The organism is Nostoc sp., assembly GCF_036917555.1.
In the GTDB taxonomy this organism is placed as follows: domain Bacteria; phylum Cyanobacteriota; class Cyanobacteriia; order Cyanobacteriales; family Nostocaceae; genus Nostoc.
Window position 1 is genome coordinate 317770 of record NZ_JBALDD010000023.1, and the last position, 22562, is coordinate 340331.

Annotated in this window: 19 protein-coding genes and 1 pseudogene; 12 read left to right on the forward strand and 8 right to left on the reverse strand. The window is 38.5% G+C overall.

Annotated features, from left to right (window positions below; genetic code table 11):
* Nucleotides 1-28 precede the first annotated feature (28 nt).
* Entirely contained in the window at nucleotides 29-400 is a 372-nt protein-coding gene (locus V7K60_RS10030; protein ID WP_334925074.1) for a hypothetical protein, read from the reverse strand.
* 123 nt (nucleotides 401-523) lie between these two features.
* Here V7K60_RS10030 and V7K60_RS10035 point away from each other — a divergent pair, with 123 nt between their 5' ends.
* From V7K60_RS10035 to V7K60_RS10070, 8 genes are all read left to right on the forward strand, one after another.
* Nucleotides 524-907 carry a hypothetical protein gene (locus V7K60_RS10035; RefSeq protein WP_334925076.1) on the forward strand — a complete coding sequence of 128 codons (384 nt, stop codon included), beginning with the start codon at nucleotides 524-526 and terminating at the stop codon, nucleotides 905-907.
* Between the two features lie 878 nt (nucleotides 908-1785).
* A complete protein-coding gene (locus tag V7K60_RS10040) occupies nucleotides 1786-2358 on the forward strand; it encodes a hypothetical protein (protein ID WP_334925078.1) in 573 nt (190 codons plus the stop codon).
* Between the two features lie 158 nt (nucleotides 2359-2516).
* Complete coding sequence (locus tag V7K60_RS10045; RefSeq protein ID WP_334925080.1) at nucleotides 2517-4004, forward strand: SUMF1/EgtB/PvdO family nonheme iron enzyme; 1488 nt, start codon at nucleotides 2517-2519, stop codon at nucleotides 4002-4004.
* 36 nt (nucleotides 4005-4040) lie between these two features.
* Nucleotides 4041-6239 carry a GTPase domain-containing protein gene (locus tag V7K60_RS10050; RefSeq protein WP_334925082.1) on the forward strand — a complete coding sequence of 733 codons (2199 nt, stop codon included), beginning with the start codon at nucleotides 4041-4043 and terminating at the stop codon, nucleotides 6237-6239.
* Between the two features lie 49 nt (nucleotides 6240-6288).
* A complete protein-coding gene (locus V7K60_RS10055) occupies nucleotides 6289-7299 on the forward strand; it encodes a hypothetical protein (protein ID WP_334925084.1) in 1011 nt (336 codons plus the stop codon).
* Nucleotides 7300-7315: 16 nt separating this feature from the next.
* Nucleotides 7316-8134: a hypothetical protein gene (locus V7K60_RS10060; protein WP_334925086.1), complete on the forward strand. Its 819-nt coding sequence runs from the start codon at nucleotides 7316-7318 to the stop codon at nucleotides 8132-8134.
* Nucleotides 8135-8358: 224 nt separating this feature from the next.
* Nucleotides 8359-9504 carry a peptidoglycan-binding domain-containing protein gene (locus V7K60_RS10065; RefSeq protein ID WP_334925088.1) on the forward strand — a complete coding sequence of 382 codons (1146 nt, stop codon included), beginning with the start codon at nucleotides 8359-8361 and terminating at the stop codon, nucleotides 9502-9504.
* Nucleotides 9505-9535: 31 nt separating this feature from the next.
* Nucleotides 9536-9679 (forward strand): hypothetical protein, encoded by a 144-nt coding sequence (locus V7K60_RS10070; protein WP_334925089.1) that lies wholly within the window; start codon nucleotides 9536-9538, stop codon nucleotides 9677-9679.
* Nucleotides 9680-9873: 194 nt separating this feature from the next.
* On the opposite strand, the gene V7K60_RS10075 is transcribed toward V7K60_RS10070, so the two are convergent.
* From V7K60_RS10075 to V7K60_RS10085, 3 genes are all read right to left on the reverse strand, one after another.
* A complete protein-coding gene (locus V7K60_RS10075; protein ID WP_334925091.1) occupies nucleotides 9874-10287 on the reverse strand; it encodes a type II toxin-antitoxin system VapC family toxin in 414 nt (137 codons plus the stop codon).
* Nucleotides 10287-10523, reverse strand: coding sequence for a DUF2281 domain-containing protein (locus V7K60_RS10080; protein ID WP_334925093.1), 237 nt, complete (start codon nucleotides 10521-10523; stop codon nucleotides 10287-10289). The genes V7K60_RS10075 and V7K60_RS10080 overlap by 1 nt, the downstream gene beginning before the upstream one ends.
* Before the next feature lie 288 nt (nucleotides 10524-10811).
* The gene (locus tag V7K60_RS10085; protein WP_334925095.1) at nucleotides 10812-12677 is read right to left on the reverse strand and encodes a DUF1565 domain-containing protein; all 1866 of its coding nucleotides are present in this window, start codon (nucleotides 12675-12677) and stop codon (nucleotides 10812-10814) included.
* A 522-nt stretch (nucleotides 12678-13199) separates the two neighbouring features.
* On the opposite strand from V7K60_RS10085, the gene V7K60_RS10090 reads away from it, so the two are divergent.
* Both V7K60_RS10090 and thiS read left to right on the forward strand, forming a co-directional pair.
* A complete protein-coding gene (locus V7K60_RS10090) occupies nucleotides 13200-14315 on the forward strand; it encodes a thiamine phosphate synthase (RefSeq protein WP_334925097.1) in 1116 nt (371 codons plus the stop codon).
* Nucleotides 14316-14391: 76 nt separating this feature from the next.
* The gene (gene thiS, locus V7K60_RS10095) at nucleotides 14392-14604 is read left to right on the forward strand and encodes a sulfur carrier protein ThiS (RefSeq protein ID WP_109011225.1); all 213 of its coding nucleotides are present in this window, start codon (nucleotides 14392-14394) and stop codon (nucleotides 14602-14604) included.
* Here the strand turns inward: thiS and blaOXA are convergent.
* Both blaOXA and V7K60_RS10105 read right to left on the reverse strand, forming a co-directional pair.
* Complete coding sequence (gene blaOXA / locus V7K60_RS10100; protein WP_334925100.1) at nucleotides 14601-15452, reverse strand: class D beta-lactamase; 852 nt, start codon at nucleotides 15450-15452, stop codon at nucleotides 14601-14603. The two genes, thiS and blaOXA, sit on opposite strands and share 4 nt — an antisense overlap.
* A gap of 473 nt (nucleotides 15453-15925) precedes the next feature.
* Nucleotides 15926-17158, reverse strand: a complete 1233-nt coding sequence (locus V7K60_RS10105; protein WP_334925102.1) for a glycosyltransferase family 4 protein — start codon at nucleotides 17156-17158, stop codon at nucleotides 15926-15928.
* 1203 nt (nucleotides 17159-18361) lie between these two features.
* On the opposite strand from V7K60_RS10105, the gene V7K60_RS10110 reads away from it, so the two are divergent.
* Together V7K60_RS10110 and V7K60_RS10115 are read left to right on the forward strand one after the other, a co-directional pair.
* The gene (locus V7K60_RS10110; protein WP_334925104.1) at nucleotides 18362-19348 is read left to right on the forward strand and encodes a DUF1517 domain-containing protein; all 987 of its coding nucleotides are present in this window, start codon (nucleotides 18362-18364) and stop codon (nucleotides 19346-19348) included.
* Nucleotides 19349-19721: 373 nt separating this feature from the next.
* Nucleotides 19722-20102, forward strand: a complete 381-nt coding sequence (locus V7K60_RS10115; RefSeq protein ID WP_334925107.1) for a calcium-binding protein — start codon at nucleotides 19722-19724, stop codon at nucleotides 20100-20102.
* A 3-nt stretch (nucleotides 20103-20105) separates the two neighbouring features.
* Here V7K60_RS10115 and V7K60_RS10120 read toward each other — a convergent pair.
* Nucleotides 20106-20666 (reverse strand): annotated as a pseudogene (locus V7K60_RS10120) (sugar O-acetyltransferase).
* Between the two features lie 69 nt (nucleotides 20667-20735).
* Complete coding sequence (locus V7K60_RS10125) at nucleotides 20736-22019, reverse strand: GGDEF domain-containing response regulator (RefSeq protein WP_334925109.1); 1284 nt, start codon at nucleotides 22017-22019, stop codon at nucleotides 20736-20738.
* Nucleotides 22020-22562: the final 543 nt, after the last annotated feature.

Genomic DNA, 22562 nt, shown 5'->3' on the forward strand with positions numbered 1-22562 from the left:
CCTCCTTTGCCTGCCATCTGTATCAGTCTTAAAGTAAAACGGTATCAGATGGGGATTGGGTGTTGCTCGAACGGCGTGATAATTTCTTGCGTGACTTGCCTCCTGCCTGGACATATTGCAAACTGTCTTTGCCATAATGCGTTGCCACACTCATTAACATCTTTTCAGAGTAGCCGCGCAATTCTTCTTCAATTAGAGAGAGGCGACCTGCCATTTCATCTATGCTAGAGAGTAAAGTGTTGTAGGTAGATAGCTGGGTTTGCAAGGTTTGGATGCGGCTGTCGTAGTCTGTCAAATTTAATCCGTTGCCAAATTCTAGCGTCGGGCTAATTGATCGCATTCCTGCAATTCGACGGAGAGCCTTTTCTAGAGTCAGTGAACTGCGTTTTAGTCGTGCCATAAAATGCGCTCCTGAAGGAAGTTATAGGATTACTGCATGTACTCTAGCCAATGCAACCATAAACTTCTCTGAGAGATAATTCGGAAAAATTAAAGCAAATTAAGATCGACCTAATTATTTTTAGTGGATTGTACTGAGGTATTTATTAAACTTGTCAAAAAAGTAACATTAAATAAGCAACAGATACTCCAAAGTCGTTTTGAGGTACTCCAAAGTCGTTTTGAGGTACTCCAAAGTCGTTTTGAGGTACTCCAAAGTCGTGTTGAGGTACTTCAAAGTCGTGTTGAGGTACTCCAAAGTCGTGTTGAGGTACTCCAAAGTCGTGTTGAGGTACTTCAAAGTCGTGTTGAGGTACTTCAAAGTCGTTTTGAGGTACTTCAAAGTCGTGTTGAGGTATTAGATGATGAGTTTTCTTGCCTTAACCCGATTTACGGCGAAGGCGATCGCGCTCAAAAGTATCATAAATATCAATACCTTAGCCAATTTACGAGGGTTCCAAGCCTATAGAAACGGGATGGATACGTCCTCAAGAAGTAAGCTTGGCAAAAATTTGGGCTACTAAAATAGGCTCAGGCATTTAAGGAAGCATTTTTAACCCTTCGGCTTCGCTCAGGGTTAAAGCCGAGCGGAGTCGAGGCTTTAACATTTCACAAACATATCGAAAGCCACGATAGTCGGCAGAGATTACCCGCAGGCGTACTATCACTACGAGTTTTGGAGCGAGGGCGATCGCACAATGAACTCAACGAAAGTTATGGTTAGGCTACACAATTCGTTGAGTTGAGCTTAAATACTAGACGTTCTTCAGATGTTTTAAGCAAGGGTGAATGCTTAAGATAAAGTTATTAGCTTGAGCATATAAGAAGATATATGCTATTTTAGTATTATGGGCGTTCATTTACCCATCACGATAAATCCAGAGCAAACGCACCTAATCTCTGAAGTTTTTGCTGGACAAGAATATCGATGAAAAAATTTACTCAATTACAAAACGCCAAAACCTTTGCTATTAAAGGGTTATTACACTTTATATATATTTCCCCTGATTTTAGCTCCTATCGTAAATTTACTGAATATTGCTAATATCAATCTGGAATCAGGTTCTATACATTTGTAGCTTTGTATATACATTACTAAAACTAACTACTATGTACATCTGTATTACAGACAATTTCAAAAAGCAGTTTCATGCAGCTTGCGCTTTATGTGGGTTGAAGATAAGCCAAGTTGTAGTGGAGTTAATCAAGCAATAGTTGGCTAGTGAGGCGCAATTGGTAGGTCATTTAAAGAGTGAAAATTGCTTTTAATTAGAGTTTGCTGATAGTAAGGCTGATGTGAGAATTATTGCGGTAAATTCATTAGTAAAATTTGATAAGTAACATTTTATGGATGAAGTTTATTCCAAGCTTACAGCAATTTTTCAGAATGTGAATGACTGGCTGAAGTTTGCAGAGGCTAAAAATGGTGTTCTCCTAGCTTTTTCAGGTACTGGTATTACTGCAACTATCACTCTTTTAACTACAGCACCAAAAATTCCAAATTCCTTAAATTTTGGTTTGTTGTTGACTACTTCTCTCCTGTGTATTTGCTCTTTAATTTGCTCCTTTTCATTTCTGCCTAAAACAAATTTGGAGCGTTTTGTATGGTTGCGAACTAGACCACCTAAAAATGTAACTTTTATCAGGAAGGATGCAGATAATTTTTGGTTTTTTGGACACTTGCAGAAATATAATGCAACTGAATTGCTGGATGCACTAAATAAACACTACTTTGATAGTGAACTATCTTCACCTTATAAAAAAGAATATAAAGATATTGCTGAACAAATTAGCATAAATGCTCAAATTACTTATTTAAAGTATCAATTTTTCACCTATGCAATATACGTCTTAATTGTATCTATTTTAGTGATTCCCCTTTCACTCATCATAAATTTTGTTATTTATAGGCATTTTTAAATTAGGATTTTTATAAACATATTTACATTATTTCCAATAATAGGCATGGCAAAAAATTAGCCAGATATAATTTTTTTAACAACTATTACTCTCTCTTTCTCTATTTCTTAAAGAAGAGGTAATGTTTCTAATTTTAGACTCACAGAGTAAAGATTTTTATGATAAATCAGCTAGAAGCAGAAAAATTAACGTTAACTATAGTTCAAATGGATCTAGTCAAGTCTTCAAGAACTACTAGTGATCTTTTTGAAATAATGGGAGAACAAGGAGTATTACAATTTACTAAAGAACTTGAAAAAGATGTCACAGATGCTTTTAATCCAATAAAAGAATCTTTGGGTTCTGAATATGATCAATTGCACCCTTTAGGTGGGGATGGCTATCGCATTTCATTTGAAAAAGTAGAGAATGCCTACAAATTTGTTAAAACTTTTTGCAAAAAGCTTAACACAGATAACAAAACGAGGAAAGAATACCAGAGAATATTTCGCATTGGTATAGCAACCGGAAACGTTATGTATAACAAATCTAAACAATGTCTTGACAAAATAATAGGACACAGTGTTTTGTTTACAGTTGCACGGCTGAGTACAGGAAAGCCTGGTTGGCTTTATATTGATGAAGAAACGTTTAATAAGCTTCAGTATTACGAAGACTTAATAAGAGATTTCGTTGAAACAACAGTTAAAGGTAAAGAGCATGAAGATGATATTACCGCTTACTGTTGTGAAATTATAAGAAATTCTCCCTTAAAATCATTTAATTTTCAGCGTATCACTTATAATAATCCACGAGATAGAAAACCAAGGGTTACAAGTGACAGTGCTGAATACTTTACTGAGACTTTAGTAGATAGTGTAAAGCTAGATATGGTATTTATCAAAAATGGAAAATTCGAGATGGGAACAACAGATGGTCAAATAAGCGCACTTTGCCAGTGGTATTCGATAGAACAAGATATTATAGAGAACTTCAAACACGAGCAACCCCAACATACAGTAAATATACAACCATTTTTTATGAGTAAGTATCCTATCACACAGGCACAATGGGATGCAGTAGTGTCTCTCCCAATAGTAAGAGACCGTCTTGAGCCACAACCATCCCATTTTAAAGAAGAAAAAAATCTACCAGTAGAGTCCATTACCTGGCATCAAGCGGTGGAGTTTTGCTCACGTATCTCAAACTATACTGGAAGAAAATATCGTTTGCCTAGTGAAGCAGAATGGGAATATGCTTGTCGTGGGGGAACAACCACATTATTTCATTGTGGCGACGAAATTAAAACGCTTGTATCTAACTTTAATGGTGATAATAATGACATACCTTTGAGAAACACTTATCGACAAAAAACAACCCCTGTAAACAAATTGGAAGGAGCCAATGAATTTGGATTATACGATATGCACGGCAACGTCTTTGAGTGGTGTGCAGACCATTGGCATGAGAATTACGAAAATGCGCCAACAGATGGAAGTATATGGCTGAATAATAATAACAATGATAATTATGTGATACGTGGTGGCTCTTGGGACCACCTTCCTGTATATTGCCGTTCAGCGTATCGTACATGTTTGGCATCAAACTCGCCTAATCGATCTGTCGGTTTTCGGGTGGTATATACTCCTGCATACATTTCAATATAGATTCGAGAAATTTATTTATCATTTTTAATAATCTTTATGAACAGAACTGAGAAAATTAACAGCATTATTTCCAAGCGCAAGCCTTTGAATGAAAAACTTAAAAAAGTACAGAAGAATCTTGTATTGCTAAACTCAGAAATTCACAAGCTAGAAAAACTGCAACAAACTACAGCAGAAAAACTAAGCACCATTCCGGGCGATCCCCAATTTCTTCAAGCCTTACAGGAAATTGATTTTTCTAAAATCAAAACAGAAATTACCATTGAACTAAAAGACTTAGAAAAGCTGAGTTCTCGTTTTGCCCGTAACACTTTGAACTTAGGGGTAGTTGGAATAGCCAGACAAGGAAAAAGTCGCCTACTTCAAAGCTTAACTGGCCTTTCTACTACTGAGATACCCGATAGTGATAAAGGATTTTGTACAGGTGCTCGTTGCACTATCCACCATCGCCCAGAAGTTGCTACGTATGGCATAGTATATTTTCATTCTGAACAAACATTCCTGAATGAGATCATCAGACCCTATTTTGAGAAACTTCGCTTAGGAGCAGCACCGGATACCCTAGCAGAGTTTGCTTTACCTCTTCCTCCTTTACCTGATGAACTAGACGATGCGGTTTCTAAAGCACAGTACAGGTATCTGGAAAAGTATCACACCAATTTGGATAAATACCAATCCTTGCTGCTTGAGGCACAAAATAAACAAATTCAAAAGCACGAAATTAGAGAATATGTTGCACAAAATGACTCTGAGGGAAATCATATTTACTTTAAATACATGGCAGTCCAAAAAGTTGAACTGTTTTGTGAATTTCCCAATACTGATATAGGTAATATTGCATTAGTAGATATGCCTGGTTTGGGAGAAACAGGTATTGGGGCAGAAGAGCAGTTAATAAAAATTCTTGGCGAAGAAGTGGATGCTGCAATTTTTGTCCGTTTCCCCAAATCAACAGGTGACGACTGGGATGTAAAAGATGTGGAGTTATATAGCACCGCAAATAAGGCTTTACGTCTACCCATAAAAGAATGGTCTTTCATGGTTCTCAATAAACATAAGAACGGTGAGAATTTGGAACTATGTGAATACTTTGCGAAAAGTTTAGATAAGCAAGTAATAGAGGTTGTTAAACCCATCATTATTGCTAATTGTGCCGACCCCACAGAAGCAAAAACAAAGATTCTTGACCAGATTCTCGATTACCTCATCAAAAATCTCGAGCGTTTGGATCTGGATTATTCTAATTTCTGCTACCAGGAATTATTGCGGATTCATAATGCTGTAAGCACAGAATTAGAGAAAGCTCGCAGAGCTTTAGGTGAACTATCAAGAATGGGTAATGACGCTATTGAAGTACCTGACTTTAGACCCTTATTCTCGTCTGTTTGGGGACAACTTACAAACAAATTAGAGGAACTACTTAAAGAAATTCGAGAAGATGCTTATAAGGGAGAAATATCTACTATCTTCCAAAATCAGCTAGAACAAATAGAAGAAGCTTGCGACCAGAGTAGGGAATATGTAATACCAGAAAAGGTACAAATAGAAATGCTGCGAAATCAACTAAAAAGTTACGATAGTGCTTATAGTGAATATTTACATAAATGCCGCACTCATCTGTCGCGAGAATTTCTAAAAATAGATGCTGGTCTTGAGGAATTAATCAACGATGTTAAATCTAAGGTAACAAATGTATTAGTAGATGCAGACGGAGGAATGTTGGGTAGTTTGACAGACCAAAGAGAAGCAGAATTTCTAGAATATATGGCAGACAACTTGCCAGAACATCCTTCACTACAAAGAATCAAAGAAGGTTTTGAAATTCTATCAAACTTTAAAATATCCTATCGTAATTTATTTCAACACCGAATTCGCCAACATCTCAATTGCCTTACACCTGATTTGACAGCTCGTCTTAAGAATAATCCTGATGCTGAGGACGTTTTGATGAAAATTGACCGTTTTTACGATCAAGGTTTGTCTTTATGTCTTCAAGAATTAGAAAAATTTTCCACAGAGCCAGCTGATGCTGCCTTTGGCATTGTAGAAGAATTTGTCGATCAGGTACTACGTTCTGATGGTGCAGAACAAGGATGGGAAAGATTTTACTACCAGGAAAGAGCGCAAGTATGGGATAATAAATTTGCTCAGGAAAGAAAGCTAAATGGTATCCGTCAGGATTGGCTAAACGCAATTGAACGAGTTGCACAATACAACAAAAGAGAATTTTTATAATTTTTGGACTAGGAAAATTAGACAAACTTTAATGTAAAGGAGTTAATAAATGCCAGAATCAACACCGTTTAAAGTTACCATGCTAGGCCCTTCAGGTGTAGGAAAAACAACGATATTGACAGTAATGCATTCCCGTGTGGAAGAAGCTCTAGCCAATACTGTCATGAGACTTAATCCTGGCAAGCCTGATGATGAAATCTCAAAAGCACAAGCTACAGGAATGCTACTGAATTATAGAAAAAAATTGTTAAAACTGCTTGATGAGAAAAATTTTATCTCTGAAAATGGCTTGGATGGAACAAACAACTATGCAAAATATTATTTTTATCTTTCTAATAGCCAGAAACCTAGAAGCAAAAAATTACTATTTGAATTCGTAGATTACCCCGGTGGATGGATGACATCTAACTCACTAAATCGTAATGAAGTTATTTCTTTTTTACGGGAATCTCCTGTTACTATTATTGCAATAGATACTCCTGCTTTAATGGAGCAGGATGCCAAGTATCACGAAACAATCAATATGGGTGACATAGTTAAGCAATTATTAAGAGAAGCCTATGAGAAAGTTGATAAATCCGAATCAAAACTAGTGATGTTTGTCCCTGTGAAATGTGAAAAATACATTCAAAATGGTGAATCCGAAAAAATTAAGTTGAAAATCCATGAAAAATACCATGTACTTCTTAAAGATTTAGGTCACAGAAGCTCTTCTACGGCTGTAGTTATTGCACCAATTCAAACAATAGGAGGTGTGGCTTTTAGTTATGTAGGACGACCAAAACAATCTGGAGAAACACCAAATTTTTATTTTCAGCATACAAAGCAAGCCCAGTGGTCTCCTGTTAATGCCGAACAGCCTCTAAGATATATTTTGTCCTTTGCTTTAAAAAATTATCTTACAGAAAAACAAAATAATACAAATAGATATTTGCAGTTATTAATTGATTGGTTGGGTTTTGATAATGAGTTAAAAAATACTATCTCGCAATTTGCAAACCAATGCAAAGACGGAACTGATGGTTTTGAGGTAGTGCAAGGTAAACATTTATTGACATAATAGTTGAGATTGGATTATGAAAACCTACATTCAAAGCAGGGGATACTCTCCAAATCATGATTATATTTGGGTAGTAGAACAAGAACCTCAGCAAGTAGAAGAAGTTATAAACACTAAACTTATTTCTCATCAAGATATACCAATTCTCAATGAAGCTGTTAAGTTAATTAACACGAAAGATTTTGCTGTTGTTTTATTTCGAGAGCAAGGTCAATTGCTATTAATTGTTACTGGATTACGAACACGTCGTAAGGATAGTCAAAACCGCTACATTTACAACTCTATAGCATGGACAGGTACAGATAAAGATGAGCCTATATTGCGTAAAATTACAGCTTTGACCTTAGAGAATAAATTTCAAATTCCAGAATCAGCGGTTTTTAATTTATCTGATTCCTCATTTGGGTTTGAGGTTAATTGGGACGAAATCAAAGCATTGATGCCGAAAACTGGAGCAGAAAATGCTCCTCTCTATGAAAACCAAAAAAGTGAAAAAATAGCTTTTTTCTCAGAAGATAGGAATAAAGACTTGGCTAATGAACTTATGACATATTCTCTTCCTTTAAGAGATGGAGCATTAGTTGTAGTGACAGAATTTGAGCAGAGTAAACAAATCTTTAAAGAAGCGAAAGTCTGGCGAGGTATATCGAAGGATCAGAATATTATTTATCGAGATGCTTGGGAAAAACTTTTATCTAAACCAGGAAAAGATATAGCTGCGAAAAAAGATGAAATTAAAGAAAATATTAATATAATTGATGAGGAAGTAAAATTGCTTACTGAAGACGTTCAGACAATGTTAAGCAAGCTGCTTCTTCTGTTGAAGATTTTCTAAAAATAATTTTAAATAATTTTTTTTCAAGTTTATTCATACTTTTTTTATTATATTCTGGCTTGTTAGAAAATTGAGGAAAGTAGGCATGTGAAAATGTTTTTACTCTTACGAGTATAATTGTTATAATCAAAACCCTACAAGCTTTGATTTCCTTAAAAAAGCAAGTTTAGATTTATTACAATTTAAATAGTGAAAAATCGAAACAGTTATTGAGGAAGTCAACTATGGAAATATACGTAGAAAGTCGCACAGAAAAAAGAGACTACTATTGGATAGCAAAAAGAGAAGGTCTGTCAACAGTAGAAGAAGTTCCTGATCTTCCTATCTTTAAAACATATTCTCGTTCCAGTTTAATTGACACAAAAGAGTTCTCTGTTGTTTTATTTCGAGAACAAGGTCAGTTGCTATTACTTATTACTGGGTTACTAACAAAGCGTAAGGATAGTCAAAACCGCCACATTAGCAATTCTATAGCATGGATAGGGACAGATGTAGATGAAGCTATCTTACGTGAAATTGCAGCCTTAGCCTTAAATAACAATCTTCAAATTTCTCAAAACGTAGTTGTTGAGTTGTCTAATAGCGATTTTGAGGTTAATTGGAAAGTTATTGAGCAATTGATTCTATCAAGTAGAGCCACAAGTACTTCTCCAGAAGTGTATAGCAAGATAGCACGTATTTCAGATCAGCGAAAACAAGAATTAGCTACTGAACTCATGAAATACAGTCTTCCCTCTGGAGATAGTGCGCTAGTTGCTGTCACAGAGGGATATATTACACACAAATATTATGAAACGGTTCGTATCTGGCGTGGTTTATCTGATGACCCTGAAGCTTCAAATGAGTGGGTTGTGCTAACACCTTCCAGCTCCGTTAATTCCCCTGGTTCAAACCGTAAAACCTTACCAATAGTCATCGTAGTAGGGATTTTGATAATTTTAGCTTTTTTCGTATACTTATTTGCAAACTTAATCGATATAAGCGTTATTGGACGTTTTGGATTGAATCCTACTCCTACTGCTACAAATCTATTGGCTCTTTGTCCAGGTAAAAAATTGCCACAATTATATAGCGAGAAGACAAAACAATCAGTCAGAGAATTACAAACGATTTTGAATAAATTACCTCCTAAATTCCAGCAAGAAAAGCAGAATAATTTATCTTCTGATAAGTTTGACGAAAATACCAAAAAAGCGGTTGAATACTTTCAAACAGCGTACAACAAAAAACTAGATAAAAAGCAACAAAAAGATATCTTTGGTGGTACAGTAGCTACTCCTACCTGGGAAGCTTTATGGGAAATAACGAATAATAATGAAGAACTCAAGGCAGTTTGGAATGATATTTGCACAAATGCAAAAGCAAAATGATGCTCGGCTTTGAAAACCCAAAGATTTACCTGTGTTGGCTACAGCGATTGATGGCAAAGCGGGGATTATCGTATCTGGGGATGATGATGACTTGAGAGGGGTAATGGCAAGCTATAGCATTCAGTTACTGGGTGTTTATTCTTTCCTGAAATATCTAGATGAAGGTGATGGATAAAGGATGCTTTCCCCGATCGCTAATTCAACTTATGCCTAAGAGCGATCGCCTTTTGATCGACTTCCCAAAATACGCTCGCCCCTTTGACTAAAAGAGCGATGCCTCCCCACAGTAAGAAAGCGATCGCTCTCTCAAGTCGATTGATTTCATTTTGAGGTGCATTGCTTTTTCACCAATTTTCTCAAACTCCTGACTCAGGAATGAGCAGAGGAATTGGGCGATTGCGATTCTTGCGATAAAGAAAGAAAATCACTATCGAGAGTGAAAACAAAACTGTTGGGATAAAGCTCTGCCATTCTTACTAGTTCCGCATCTGCCAAAGAGACTGGCACAGATTGATAGCAAGTCAGCAGTGCCAATATTGTTGTCAACTCCACATCCAAATTAAATTGAATCACGACTTGCCATTGAGCCAAAAGTTGAAGCAGCGTTTCCCGAACATTATTCACCCGTTGCAACAAAAACCAGGCCTCTGAAATCACAGCCTCACAAGTTAGCAAAGGTGGCGCAATCTGGGTCAACTGCTCTGTTACCCAGATGTGATAGCGATCGCGTCGATCAATTAAAGCCACCAAAACACCTGTGTCAACAATCACTTGATGGAGCATTACTGACCGTAGCCGTGCATATAGTCTGGATTTGTTGAAAGATCACCGGGGCCTTCCCCTGCCCCAATTGCGGCCTGGGCAACTTCAAAAAACGATTGGGAAGCCATTTCAGATTCCATAGTCCTTGGCTTGTGACGTTTTGCCCGTAGAAACTCTACAAAGTCCAAAACCTGTTGCTGCTCTTCTGCCGATAATGCTTCTACTGTCTGTAAAATTTGCTCACACAAATGAGACATTGCCATCAGATATGAAATGGGCGATGATTTTATTATGATAAATATATAGCAATCCGATAGCGTTCGCGCAGCGTCTTGTAGAGAAGCGGTAGCGAGTCAGACGCTCCTCCGTCGCTAACGCTTTGCTATCGAGCGTCTTTGATTCGGTGAATCACTCCTAGAGATAGGGAATAAGGGACAGAGAATAGGGAACAGAAAAGAAAAAATTAGCTCTGTTCGCGGTAGCGTCTTGCAGAAAAGCAAGGTTTTAAGCCGTATTTCGTTCCATGTCCTATGCCCAATGCCCAATTAATTCAACGGCTCCATAATGACTCTTAAACCTTTACTAGAGAGTGTTTTGAGCATTTCTTTAGCGTTATATTCACTACTAAATACTCCTGCTTGCATAACTCTTTGACCTTGCCAAACTGTGGGAAACGCACCAGGAGCAAGGAGTCTTACTAAATCTCGATCCTTATCAGTTGCAAGCGGCACTACTACGCGATAACGCACACCAAATTGTCTTGCAGAGTTACCACTATCGGGAATACTTGCAGAACTTGTTTGCAGATTGCGAGTATTAACAATGGGGATATTGCGATTGGGAAGTGGTAAAAGTTCTGAAGCACTTGGGGCAGCAGTTTCTAGTATTGGTAATGGCTGCTGTGTCTGCTCCCTCATACTTGGAACTGGTGGCTGTGCAACTGAATTGGATGGGGACTCAGGGGCAGTAAACTCAATGGTATTAGGATCGATCCGCACATAATTTAACTGTGGTGTCTCACGCGGCTGTGCGTTAGTTGGTATTTGTCTACCTGACAAGCTGCTAGGAGTAGGAAATCCGGCGACTTTAGAAGTGGGTGGTTGTTTGGATATAGACGGGGAAGGCGGTACATTATTGGCTGGCATTAATGGCAGCAGTTGACTGTTTAATTGCCCAGAAACAGGATTATTTGCTGAAATGCTGTTGCTGGTTTGCCCATAGGTAGTTTCAGAGATTTCAGGAGCCGAGAAGGTGATTTCCCCAGTTGGTAGTATTTGTCGTAATACGTTGTTGGGAGCTGGTTGAGAATTTTGGGTTGCTAGTGCTGTTGTACCGTTAATATCTACCTTGCCAGTGATGCGATCGCTCACAAGATTGTTACCAGCAGCAGAAATTACCTGTTTAGCAGCGCTGGCGTTAATGTCGTAGCGGGCATTATTTTGAAATATATTACCCCCAGGTTCGGATGCACTACCCAAATCTGGCATTGCTTGAGCGATCGCAACTAGACCATCTTCTTTATTATCTTGAATAATATTATTCCGCAAAATTGGGCGGGCATTTGCTTGTACAACAATTCCCGATCTATTGTTCTGAATTTGATTACCTATAAGTATAGGAGCGGCATTTTGGGCAATATTAATGCCAAAACCTGTTTGGTGAAAGACATTTTCCTTCACTTGAGGACTAGACTTACCAGCAATTGTGATGCCATTGGCTCCATTGCGATCAAAGTAATTCTTGCTAATGGTGGGTGCAGCATTACCACTGATGGAAATCCCATCTTGAGTACTATCGGTAAATGTATTTTCTGAGACTACCGGATTGCTAGATTCAATCCATAAACCGTAACCACGGCGATTAGAGTTCGTCACCGTTACCCCAGTGAGCGAGGTTTGGTTGGCTCCAACAATTGTGACATTTTGACCGCCAAAGCTCCGACTCAGGTAATCACCGCCTCCTTGAATGATAATGTCTTTACCTTGATTACTGGGGTTGCCTTGAATTGAAATACCCGGTTTCAGCATTAAAGGAAATTCCTCTCCTGTCTCGGCGCTATAAGTGCCTGTGGAGAGCATAATTACAGTATTGGCCTTAGCTAATCGCAACGCTTGGGTAATCGTTTTTACAGGAGTGGATTCGCTGCCATTGCCTGCCTTGTCATCTCCAACACCAGGATTGACAAATAGCACATTAGCCTGAGAAGGCGCTGAATTTGGTGTCGATGGAATTTGAGCCATCGCACTATCCAGGCTTATACCCAGGAACGCTATACTTGTCGCCCCCATGTTTACAGTAAAAGATAATACTGAAAAACTAAAAAATAAAAGCCTTGCTGATTTCAGAAACTTCAGCTTTGCAAACAGAACATCTACTCTACGGTACTCAGTAAACACACGAAGGAGAATCATATTTAACACTACTCCTTATAAGTAATCATAAATTCTTATACTCTTTAGAGAATATTATGTCGATAATATTACTCATATATTGACCGATTGGCGATATTTAATACATAGTAATAAATGATATTAGACATCTCCAGAAATTAATTGTGCGTTGCCCAAAATCATTTGTAGGCACAATTCATGAATTGCGCCTACGTCATTTTCGCTCTTATATCTAAATAGATATAAGAGCGAAATTAAATATGCGTTATCCAAAACCCTTGTAGAGACGTAATACTGCTAGTCTCTACATTATTTTCACTAATATATCTATTGTGGATTTTCTGGTGTATTCCCTTTTGGCAGTCCTTTGCAAACTTGTTGTTTACCGTAAAATACTTGACTAAGCTCAGTGCTAAACTGTAGCCTCAAACTACCCTTATCACTGTTTATAGGAACATGGGATAATTTACCGTAACCCTCACTACTGCGTTGTTTTGCGTAGATTCCGCAAAAATTAGTAAAAAAAAGCAAATTAATTAACTTATGGTTACTAGGACTTATGATAATTCACACTTCGATGAAAGCACTAATGGGGTTGTTGTAATGGTCGAGCCATACAGCCAAAAAGCGCAAATACAGCAAGTTGTTTACCGCATTTTAGATGCCAATTTAGACCGCGCTCGTGAGGGCTTGCGAATTATTGAGGAATGGTGTCGGTTTGGGTTGAATAATGCTCAGTTAACTCTTGAATGCAAGCAGCTGCGACAAGAGGTAGCCAAGTGGCATACCCCAGAATTACGGGCGGCGCGAGATACACCAGGCGATCCGGGGACTGAGTTAACCCATCCTCAAGAAGAACAACGAGCTAGTATAAAATCGGTGTTGCAGGCTAACTTTTGCCGAATAGAAGAAGCATTACGGGTGTTGGAAGAATACAGCAAGCTAACCCTGCCAAATATGGCTAAAGCTTGTAAGCAGATGCGCTATCAGGTTTATACCCTAGAAAGTAGTTTAATGGGTCATCAGCGCCATCAATTGTTGTGGCGATCGCATTTGTATCTTGTGACTTCTCCTAGTGAAAATTTGTTAAACAATGTCGAGGCTGCACTCAAAGGAGGATTAACGCTTTTACAATACCGCGACAAAACCGCCGATGATTCTTTGCGTCTGGAACAAGCGAGAAAATTACGGCAGTTATGCCACATCTACGGTGCTTTGTTTATTGTTAATGATCGCGTGGATGTAGCTTTAGCTGTCGATGCCGATGGGGTGCATCTGGGACAACAAGATATGCCTATTACTGTTGCTCGGCAATTACTGGGTTCGCAACGTTTGATAGGGCTTTCTACCACAAATAAAGAAGAAATGCAAGCAGCAATTGCTGAAAATGTAGATTATATTGGCGTGGGGCCAGTTTATGAAACTCCCACGAAAGTAGGTAAGGTAGCAACAGGTTTAGAATATGTCAGCTATGCAGCCAAAAATTGCTCAATTCCCTGGTTTGCGATTGGGGGAATAGATGCCAATAATATCAATGATGTGATCGATGCCGGAGCCGAACGTGTAGCGGTGGTGCGATCGCTCATGCAAGCCGAACAGCCTACTCTAGTAACGCAATATTTGCTCTCTCAACTGAATCGCATTAAACCAGAACTTTAAAGAGTCATTTGTCATTTGTCGAAAGTAAGTAACCAATACCTAATACCCCATTCCCTAGTCCCAATTCCCCACATTTATGTCTAACGAGATTACGATTCAGGTAAATGGGGAAACCCATAACTGTTCGTTTCAAACTTCTTTACCCGACTTACTCCAACAGTTGGGTTTTAACCCCCGCTTGGTGGCTGTAGAGTATAATGGCGAAATTTTACACCGCCAGTTTTGGCCGCAAACAAAAGTGCAACCAGGCGATCGCTTAGAAGTGGTAACTATTGTCGGTGGTGGTTAGTTGATTTGAGCCAGCAAGCCCAAATCCTTGAGGCTACGTCGTGTAATCTCAATGCGGGCGGGTGCATCTTCCGATTTTTGCATATCGAGGGTTGTCGCAAAAAAGTAGACGTTTTTGTTTTGCTCTAAATAACCCATAAACCAACCAACGTTTGGTTTGGTACTCGTTAACCATCCCGTCTTTCCTCGCAGTGTGTAGTCTGGAGTTTGTTCGCGTACCATAATGTCTTTGACAAGATTTATTGTCCGTTGCGAGAAAGGCAAATCACCTTGATATAACCGTTGCAAAAACTTAATTTGCTCTTTGGGTGTAATTTGCAAAGGCTCTCGTAGCCAAAAACGATCGATGTCTGCGACAGTGCCTATCTGACGGTTCCCGTAGCCTACTTTATTAATAAATTGCTGCATTCGTTCATATCCAGCCCTACGTGCCAATACTTGATAAAACCAAACAGTTGAATCCTTAAAGGCTTGACGCAAATTTGTATCATGATTCCAGGCATCAATCTCTCGGTGAATTCCATCCCAAGTGAGAACCGCGACATCATCAGGAACTACACCTGTTTCTAATGCCACCAGCGCGTTAAAAATTTTGAATGTTGAAGCTGGAGCGATCGCAGTTGCATTACGTTGAGGATTGTGTTCATAGATGCGGTTGTTTTTTGAGTCGTAAATCAAGATAGAGCCTTCACGCCCAAATTCTTGAAAGTGTCGCCCGAAATTTGGCGCTTTAATAGCGGGATGTTCAGATGAAGTTGAAGCAGGTTGAGCCACAACATACATTGCCCCAAAGGTAATCACACTAACTACAGCAAGACATCCAATGACTGTAAACACAAAAGATTGCATTCGGCGCTTTGCGTAATGCCAAAAGAATTGCTTTATATTAAACACGATATTTTTCATTGCACATTTAATCACATCACAAGCGAGATTTTACACTGCAATCTTGCTTGTTTGCGAAGCAATTTGTTAGAGGTTATTTATAAATAGGATTTATAGAAAATTTTTTTGAATCTTATGATTCAATACGGTTCAGTTAAGAAAAATTGTAGGTTGGGTTAAGCAAAGTGCAACCCAACAAAGCCCCAGAAGTATTAGTTTACTCTTCTCTTTTGGAGACGCTACGTTCCTCAAACGCCACTTGCTTTCATAGCGGGAATGCTAAAAGCGAACAAGGCAGTAAACCTCAAGGGCACAGGGCTGCCCCAACCTACACAGTTTAAGGTTTTTGGCGCTAACCCAAGCGTATTGTCTTATGATTTAGGATTGCTGTAGATTACTGGAATTAGATTTTGGTGATTTCTCAATCTGCATTCATTTCACAAGATTGCATTTTTCCCCTCTGATTTATAAAGCGATCGATGAAGAATTCTACGCTTGGCTAATTCTTTGCCTTTACGACCGAGTTGCTCGCGTAGTTGCTGGTCTTTGCACAACCGATTGAAAGCTTGAAACACTTCATAACCAGAATTGGGATTAACCAGTATCCCATTTTCTTCATGCTGAACTGTGTCTAGAACACCGCCTAAACGAGCCGCAATTACAGGCTTACCGAAGTAACTTGCTTCTAAATAAACCATACCAAAACCTTCCATATTATTAGGTTTAGTATCCGATAAAGTCAGCATGGCAAATATGTCGCAAGCTGCATAATAACCTGCTAATTCTCGCTCTGGCACATATCCAGCAAAGTGTACGCGCTTATCTACTCGCAAACGATGCGCCAGAGATTTCAGTTCCGACTCACTTGGCCCTTGACCGCAGAGTATATAGTGGACATCAACCCCAAAAGTTAGCAGTATTGGGATATTATCAATTACTCGGTCGAAACCTTTATGTTTTACTAGCCTGCCGATGGAGAGAATAACTATTGCTGATTCGGGAATGTTGTACGTCTGACGCACGCGAACGCGTAAATCATCAAGGCTACTGGGACTGGCTACATTATTACCAAATTTTTCTGGTCTGATTACTGGGTTAATGACGTGGGTTGGAGTATCTAATCGGAAAGCAGTTCTAAGGTAGTCTCTTGTATAAGAACTGTTACAAACAATCCCTTCGGCGCGTTTGAGTGTTAATTTAAATAGCGATCGCAGCACGGGATTGTGTAAAGTACTAAGAAGATCGTTGCCGTGCAGATAGATAAAAAAGCGAATAGGTAACAAATAGCTCAATAGCAACAGTGAAGGAAAATCATAGCCGTGGCCCCACTCTATGTAACGATAGTGGTAGCGAAAATAGAGTTTAATTGCTAGGACAAATGAGCAGACGATATTGACCAAAGGCTTCAGGATATTTCCCACATAGCCACTACGCCAATATTTAGGATAATACCAGCGATACACAGGAAACTGTTGACCTTCATCAAATACTCGATCTCCTGAGCAACTAGCTGCCAGCACAATTATTCGTTCTGGATCTTGCAGACAACGATTGTACATATATTCCCCAATTACAGCTTCTTTCGGCAGAAAGATCCGGGATATGACTAGGATATCTGGGTATGCAGCTTTGTCTCTGATTTCGGCTGTTAGTTGAGAAATATGTTCCATAATAAAGTTGATGACTATATTTCAAATAGTTTTTAATATTTACAATTAGGATTACTTTCAAAGCCATCACTATTATTTTATTTCTTTTAAAACGAATTTGGTAGACAAATTTGAAGCCTATTTTAGAAGATTAGCCGGGAAGATTGTTTTTTAATTGTGTTGATTTTATTTTTGTTGCAAATTTCTCATTACTTGAGAATTTATGTGCATGATGAACAATAAATCAAAGCTAGCACTTGTAGCGAAATTGCTCAGTGAACAACTGTTGCGAAAATTCCCAAATTTAGCTACGTTCAATAAAATATCCTAAATACCTGAACTATTGTGCCAAAATGCTAAAAATTTTTATAACTTTTTAGCAGCAAGATAGTGTCTGTCTGGGATGAATGACAAGCCTCACAGACACTTTTTATCATTCTATGTACACGTAATTTAAAAGTTTGTGAATGTACTAAATAATGCTATTAATGAAGGCAGATGGTTGAGCCAGTGCTAAATCATGAGAATCAGTTAAAAAGGAGTACTTATAATAAATATTCCTGACTTTTGACGTGATGTCAAAAAGCCCAGAAAAAACCTAACCTTCTTGCTGTGTGGGGAAGAGAGAAAATTTAAAGTCTCTGTGCTAGAAGGGAGAGATATGAAAAAGAGAGATTTCCTAAATTCTGTGAAAAGTCAGATTTACTTGCTACTCGGATGTTTGCGTAAGTCCTATTTTTTACTCAACATTGTTTCAGTGAATAATTAAAAAAATTAGTCAAAATAATCACTAAAAATTAAAATCATCTGTATAATTCAAAACTGTAGTCTGAAATTGCTAGTCCAAGGCATAGCAAACAATTGCCCGTAGGTGTAGCCCGCACTTCTCTACGAGACGCTGCGCGTAGCTTGCTTCCCCGCAGGGGTACGACAAAGCTACTTCGGCTGCGCTCAGTACAAGTCAGTGACCATCGTAGACATCACAAATTTCTGTAAGGATAAACATGTCTTCAGGTACGGTTCCCCAGTCGAGAAATCCCCCCTGCGATCGCTACTTACCCAAGATAAGACGCGGTAAATTAAATATGTAGCCTCTAAAAGTGAATGCTACGTGAATGCTACAAATTTGCTTGTTACGGGCTAGCGTTAGCGACATCCTGCAACACTGCTCCCAACATGGGGAGAAATCATAAATAATAATTCCGTTTTTCAAGCGATAGTCTTATGCGTAAAAAACTACAACAAACCATCAAACCGCTGTTAAAAACTTTCTTAGCCCTAAGCTTAGTGTTAGCTTTGGCTCTTGGTCACGCTGATGGCGCATTAGCAGCCCGCAGTGGGGGTCGTATCGGTGGTGGCTCCTTTAGAATGCCTTCCAGCAGCCGCACCTATACACCACGCACTTATGCACCTCCTGGTGGGGGTGGATACTATCCTGGTGGTGGTTTTGGTGGTGGCTTTGGCTTTCCCTTCCTACTTCCCTTCTGGGGTATTGGAGGAGGATTTGGTGGTATATTTACCATCTTAATTTTCTTGGCGATCGCTAATTTCTTATTGCAAACTTTCCGCCGCGTCTCTAGCGGTGAAACTGGAGAAGTAGATTACAGCAGTAACTCTCCTGTTTCTGTAACTCGTTTGCAAGTAGGTTTGTTAGCTCAAGCCCGTGAATTGCAAAATGAACTCAACCACATTGCTGAAACTGCTGATACTAACACCCCAGAAGGCAGAGCAGAAATTCTACAAGAAGCCAGCCTAGCTTTACTCCGCCATCCTGAATACTTTGTATATGCAGGTGGTGGCACTCAACAAGCCAGTTTGAATTCAGCTGAAGGTCAGTTTAATCGGCTGTCATTGGCAGAACGCAGCAAGTTTAGCGAAGAAACTCTTTCTAACGTCAACAACCAGCTAAGAGCAGCCCTTGCCAAAGATGCTTTACCTCCGGCTGGTGAACTCGACAACCCCACCCGCCTATTTACCGAAGGCGCTGGTGAATACATTATCGTCACCTTGCTGGCGGCGACACTAGGTAAGTTTGACATCCCTACAGCGATTAATAGTGCTGATGATTTGCGTCAAGCTTTGCGGCAAATTGGTAGTATCCCTAGCGACAAGCTTCTAGCAATTGAAGTTCTTTGGACTCCGCAAGCTGAAAATGATACCCTCACATCTGATGATGTGTTGGCAAATTATCCTGATTTGAGACTTGTTTAATCTCTGAAAAACTTTGCATCTTAGTGCAACTAATAAGTTCCCCTTAACAACAATAACTAGAAAACCGCTTGTCAATGACAAGCGGTTTTTTGTAGAGTTTATATCATTTCCAGATAATTAGTTATGATTCCCACAGTCATTGCACCCCACCCTGCCCTAAGAGTTTGCAAAGAGGGGATTAAGGGGAGCCAGTGCGGTCTTCTCCCAAGGGGAGACGCCAAGGGCGATGGGGTCTCCCCAAGTGGAGCATCTGGTGTGTGTGGTTCTTGGAGATGAATAAGTAATTAAGCGGACATAATAGATATATTTAACTATAATTTTAGAAACATTTTGGTAATATTATCAAAATGAATTATACACAAAGTGTTATCTTATGCCTAGTATTGAAGCCGACGAAAACCGAGAGCATCGCATTAAAACAGAGATTATTGTAGATGCTGAAGACAAAGAAGACCGGGCTATGGGTTGGTACTACTACCTCGAAGAGACTCTAAATTATCCCTTTTTGGCTAAATGGACTAAGAAGGGACGCAAATCAGGTTCTGTCGAGGAGAAACAAGTGGAAGTATTGGGAATGGCCCCAGACGATGAGTGCTTAAAAGATATGTTTGTCGAAGTGGCTTATATTAATGGTAAGGATGATGATGTATATTCTGCCAAATTATCTGAAATAGCAGCCATTGATGCTGACAGTGAAACTGAAGAAGCGATCGCAGACTGGCTCTATTGGATTGCTAGAGATTATAAATTTTAAACTTTAGGATAAATACCGAATGACGCGGCAGGGATTACCAGCAGCGACAACATTCTCAGGTATATCTTTGACAACTACACTATCAGCACCAATGGTTGTGTTATCACCAATAGTTACACCTGGACAAATAATTGCATTGCCACCAATCCAGACATTATTACCAATGTTAACTGGGGCAGCTAATTCTCTACCATAAAGACGAATTTCTGGCTCTGTTGGGTGATAAGCAGTATAAATTTGTACATAGGGAGCGCACAAAACATTTTCACCAATGTGAACTGTATTACAGTCTAAAATTACACAGCCACAGTTCATATACAATTTGTCACCAGCAAAAATATTACTGCCATAGTCACAGTAAAAGGGTGGCACAATTGCTACTTTTTGACCAATTTTTCCAAATAATTCTTGTAAAATTTGCTGCCGTTGCTCTTGCTGTTCTTCGGTTGTAGAATTGTACTTTCGCAACAGACGACTAGCTCACTTATTTTCGGCAGTCAATTCTGGATCTTCGGCCAGATATAATTCGCCTGCGAGCATTTTCTGTTTTTCGGTTTTTTCCATGACAGATTTATACGGCTTCTCGGTTGTGTATGATAACCTTAGTAGCGGCTAGAGTAGCATATTCCATTCTTAACTAAATATGGCATAAGTAGCTTTTCCCTGGCGTTTAGCTTGGTACATCGCAATATCAGCATCCCGCAGCAAAGTTGCAGGCTCCTCATAATTACTAAAATTCCAAGTAATACCAATGCTAGCTGTAGTAGATAATTGATATCCATTCAGGTTAACTGGCAATCTTAAGGAGTCTTGAATACGTTTGGCAACGTTGGTAGCGTCGGTAATGTCTTTAATATCCTCTAAAAGAACAGTAAACTCATCACCACCAAATCGTGCTACAGTATCGCCACCACGTAAGCACGACTCTAAACGTCTAGCGATCGCTACTAAAAAATCATCCCCTATTGCATGCCCAAAGCGATCGTTAATCTCTTTGAAGCCATCTAAATCCAAAAATAAAACTGCAAAATAATAATCGCTTCTGCGTTTGCTACGTTCAATGGTTTGTCTGAGCCGATCTAAAAATAAAATACGATTCGGTAATTCTGTTAGCCCATCATAAAATGCATTGCGGATCAGTTGCGCCTCTGTCTGCTTACGTTTGGTGATGTCTTGAAAAACTAAAACCGCGCCAGTAATATTGCCATCTCGATCGCGGATGGGTGCAACATTATCCCCAATCGCTATTTCTTGGCCATCTTTGGTAATTAGCGTACAGTTTTCTGGTAAATTAAAAACTTTACCTGCTTCGATTACATAAGTGCCAAAATTTTCAATTTTTTCTCCTACATCTTTGTTAACTAAGTTAACAACTTCTATTAAATCTTTCCCAAATGCTTCACTTTGCTTCCAACCAGTAATTAGTTCTGCTATAGGATTCATCATTTCAATACAACCATTTGCATAGGTCACAATCACTGCACTTCCCATGCTATTAATAATTGCCGTCAACCTCTGTTTTTCTTCGTATAATATTTTTTTGATCTGATGTTTGTACAGGGTCATTTCAATTACAAAATGTAAATCACTTTCAAGAAATGGTTTGGCTATATAACTAAAAGGCTGAGTTAGCTGATTTTTCTGTAATGTTTTATATTCCGAATACTCTGTTAGATATACTACAGGTACATGAAAGTGATTTTGGATAATATCCGCTACGTCTAGACCGTCTATTTCCCCAGCTAGGCAGATATCAATTAATACTAAATGTGGATGAGTTTCTGCTATCTTTTTTATTGCCTCTTCACCAGACTCAGTTATTTCTGATACTAAATAACCTAATTTTTCTAAACTTTTTCTAATATTTGAGGCTAGAATTTTTTCATCCTCAACAACTAGGATTTTGCGGTTTAACATATTACAATAACCTGTTTGCTAAGGTTCAGATTTTTGTTGTCAGTGTCAACTCAAGCGAAAAGTAATTATTTTATCATAAACAATCTCTAACTACCATGTTTTCTTGCTTGATATTAATACTTACTAATGAGTAGATAGGATCGTGTTATTAACCTCCAACAATGTTCTATATTTGTCAAAGCTAGTTTTTATGAATCATGCAGTTAATATCACGCTATTAACATCAGTTCCAAATTATCAGCACTAAAAAACTGATTTTAAAATGTATACAATATTTTTTTAGAAAAGTATAAACACTGAGTATAGTATCTATATAAAAATTAATCAAGAATAAAATTTAATAAAATCATAGGATCGTACTTTAATATAAGTTAAAAAAAGCTAGAGTGTATTGTATCTAATATAACAATATACATTCACAAAATTATTACTGAAAATTAATCTTTATCTATAATTAAAGAGTTTAATACTGCTTTACTTACAAATAGTTTTTGTCTCAGTCAGGATCTAAATTACCGTCTGAAACTGTCTGAAATCTTGAAT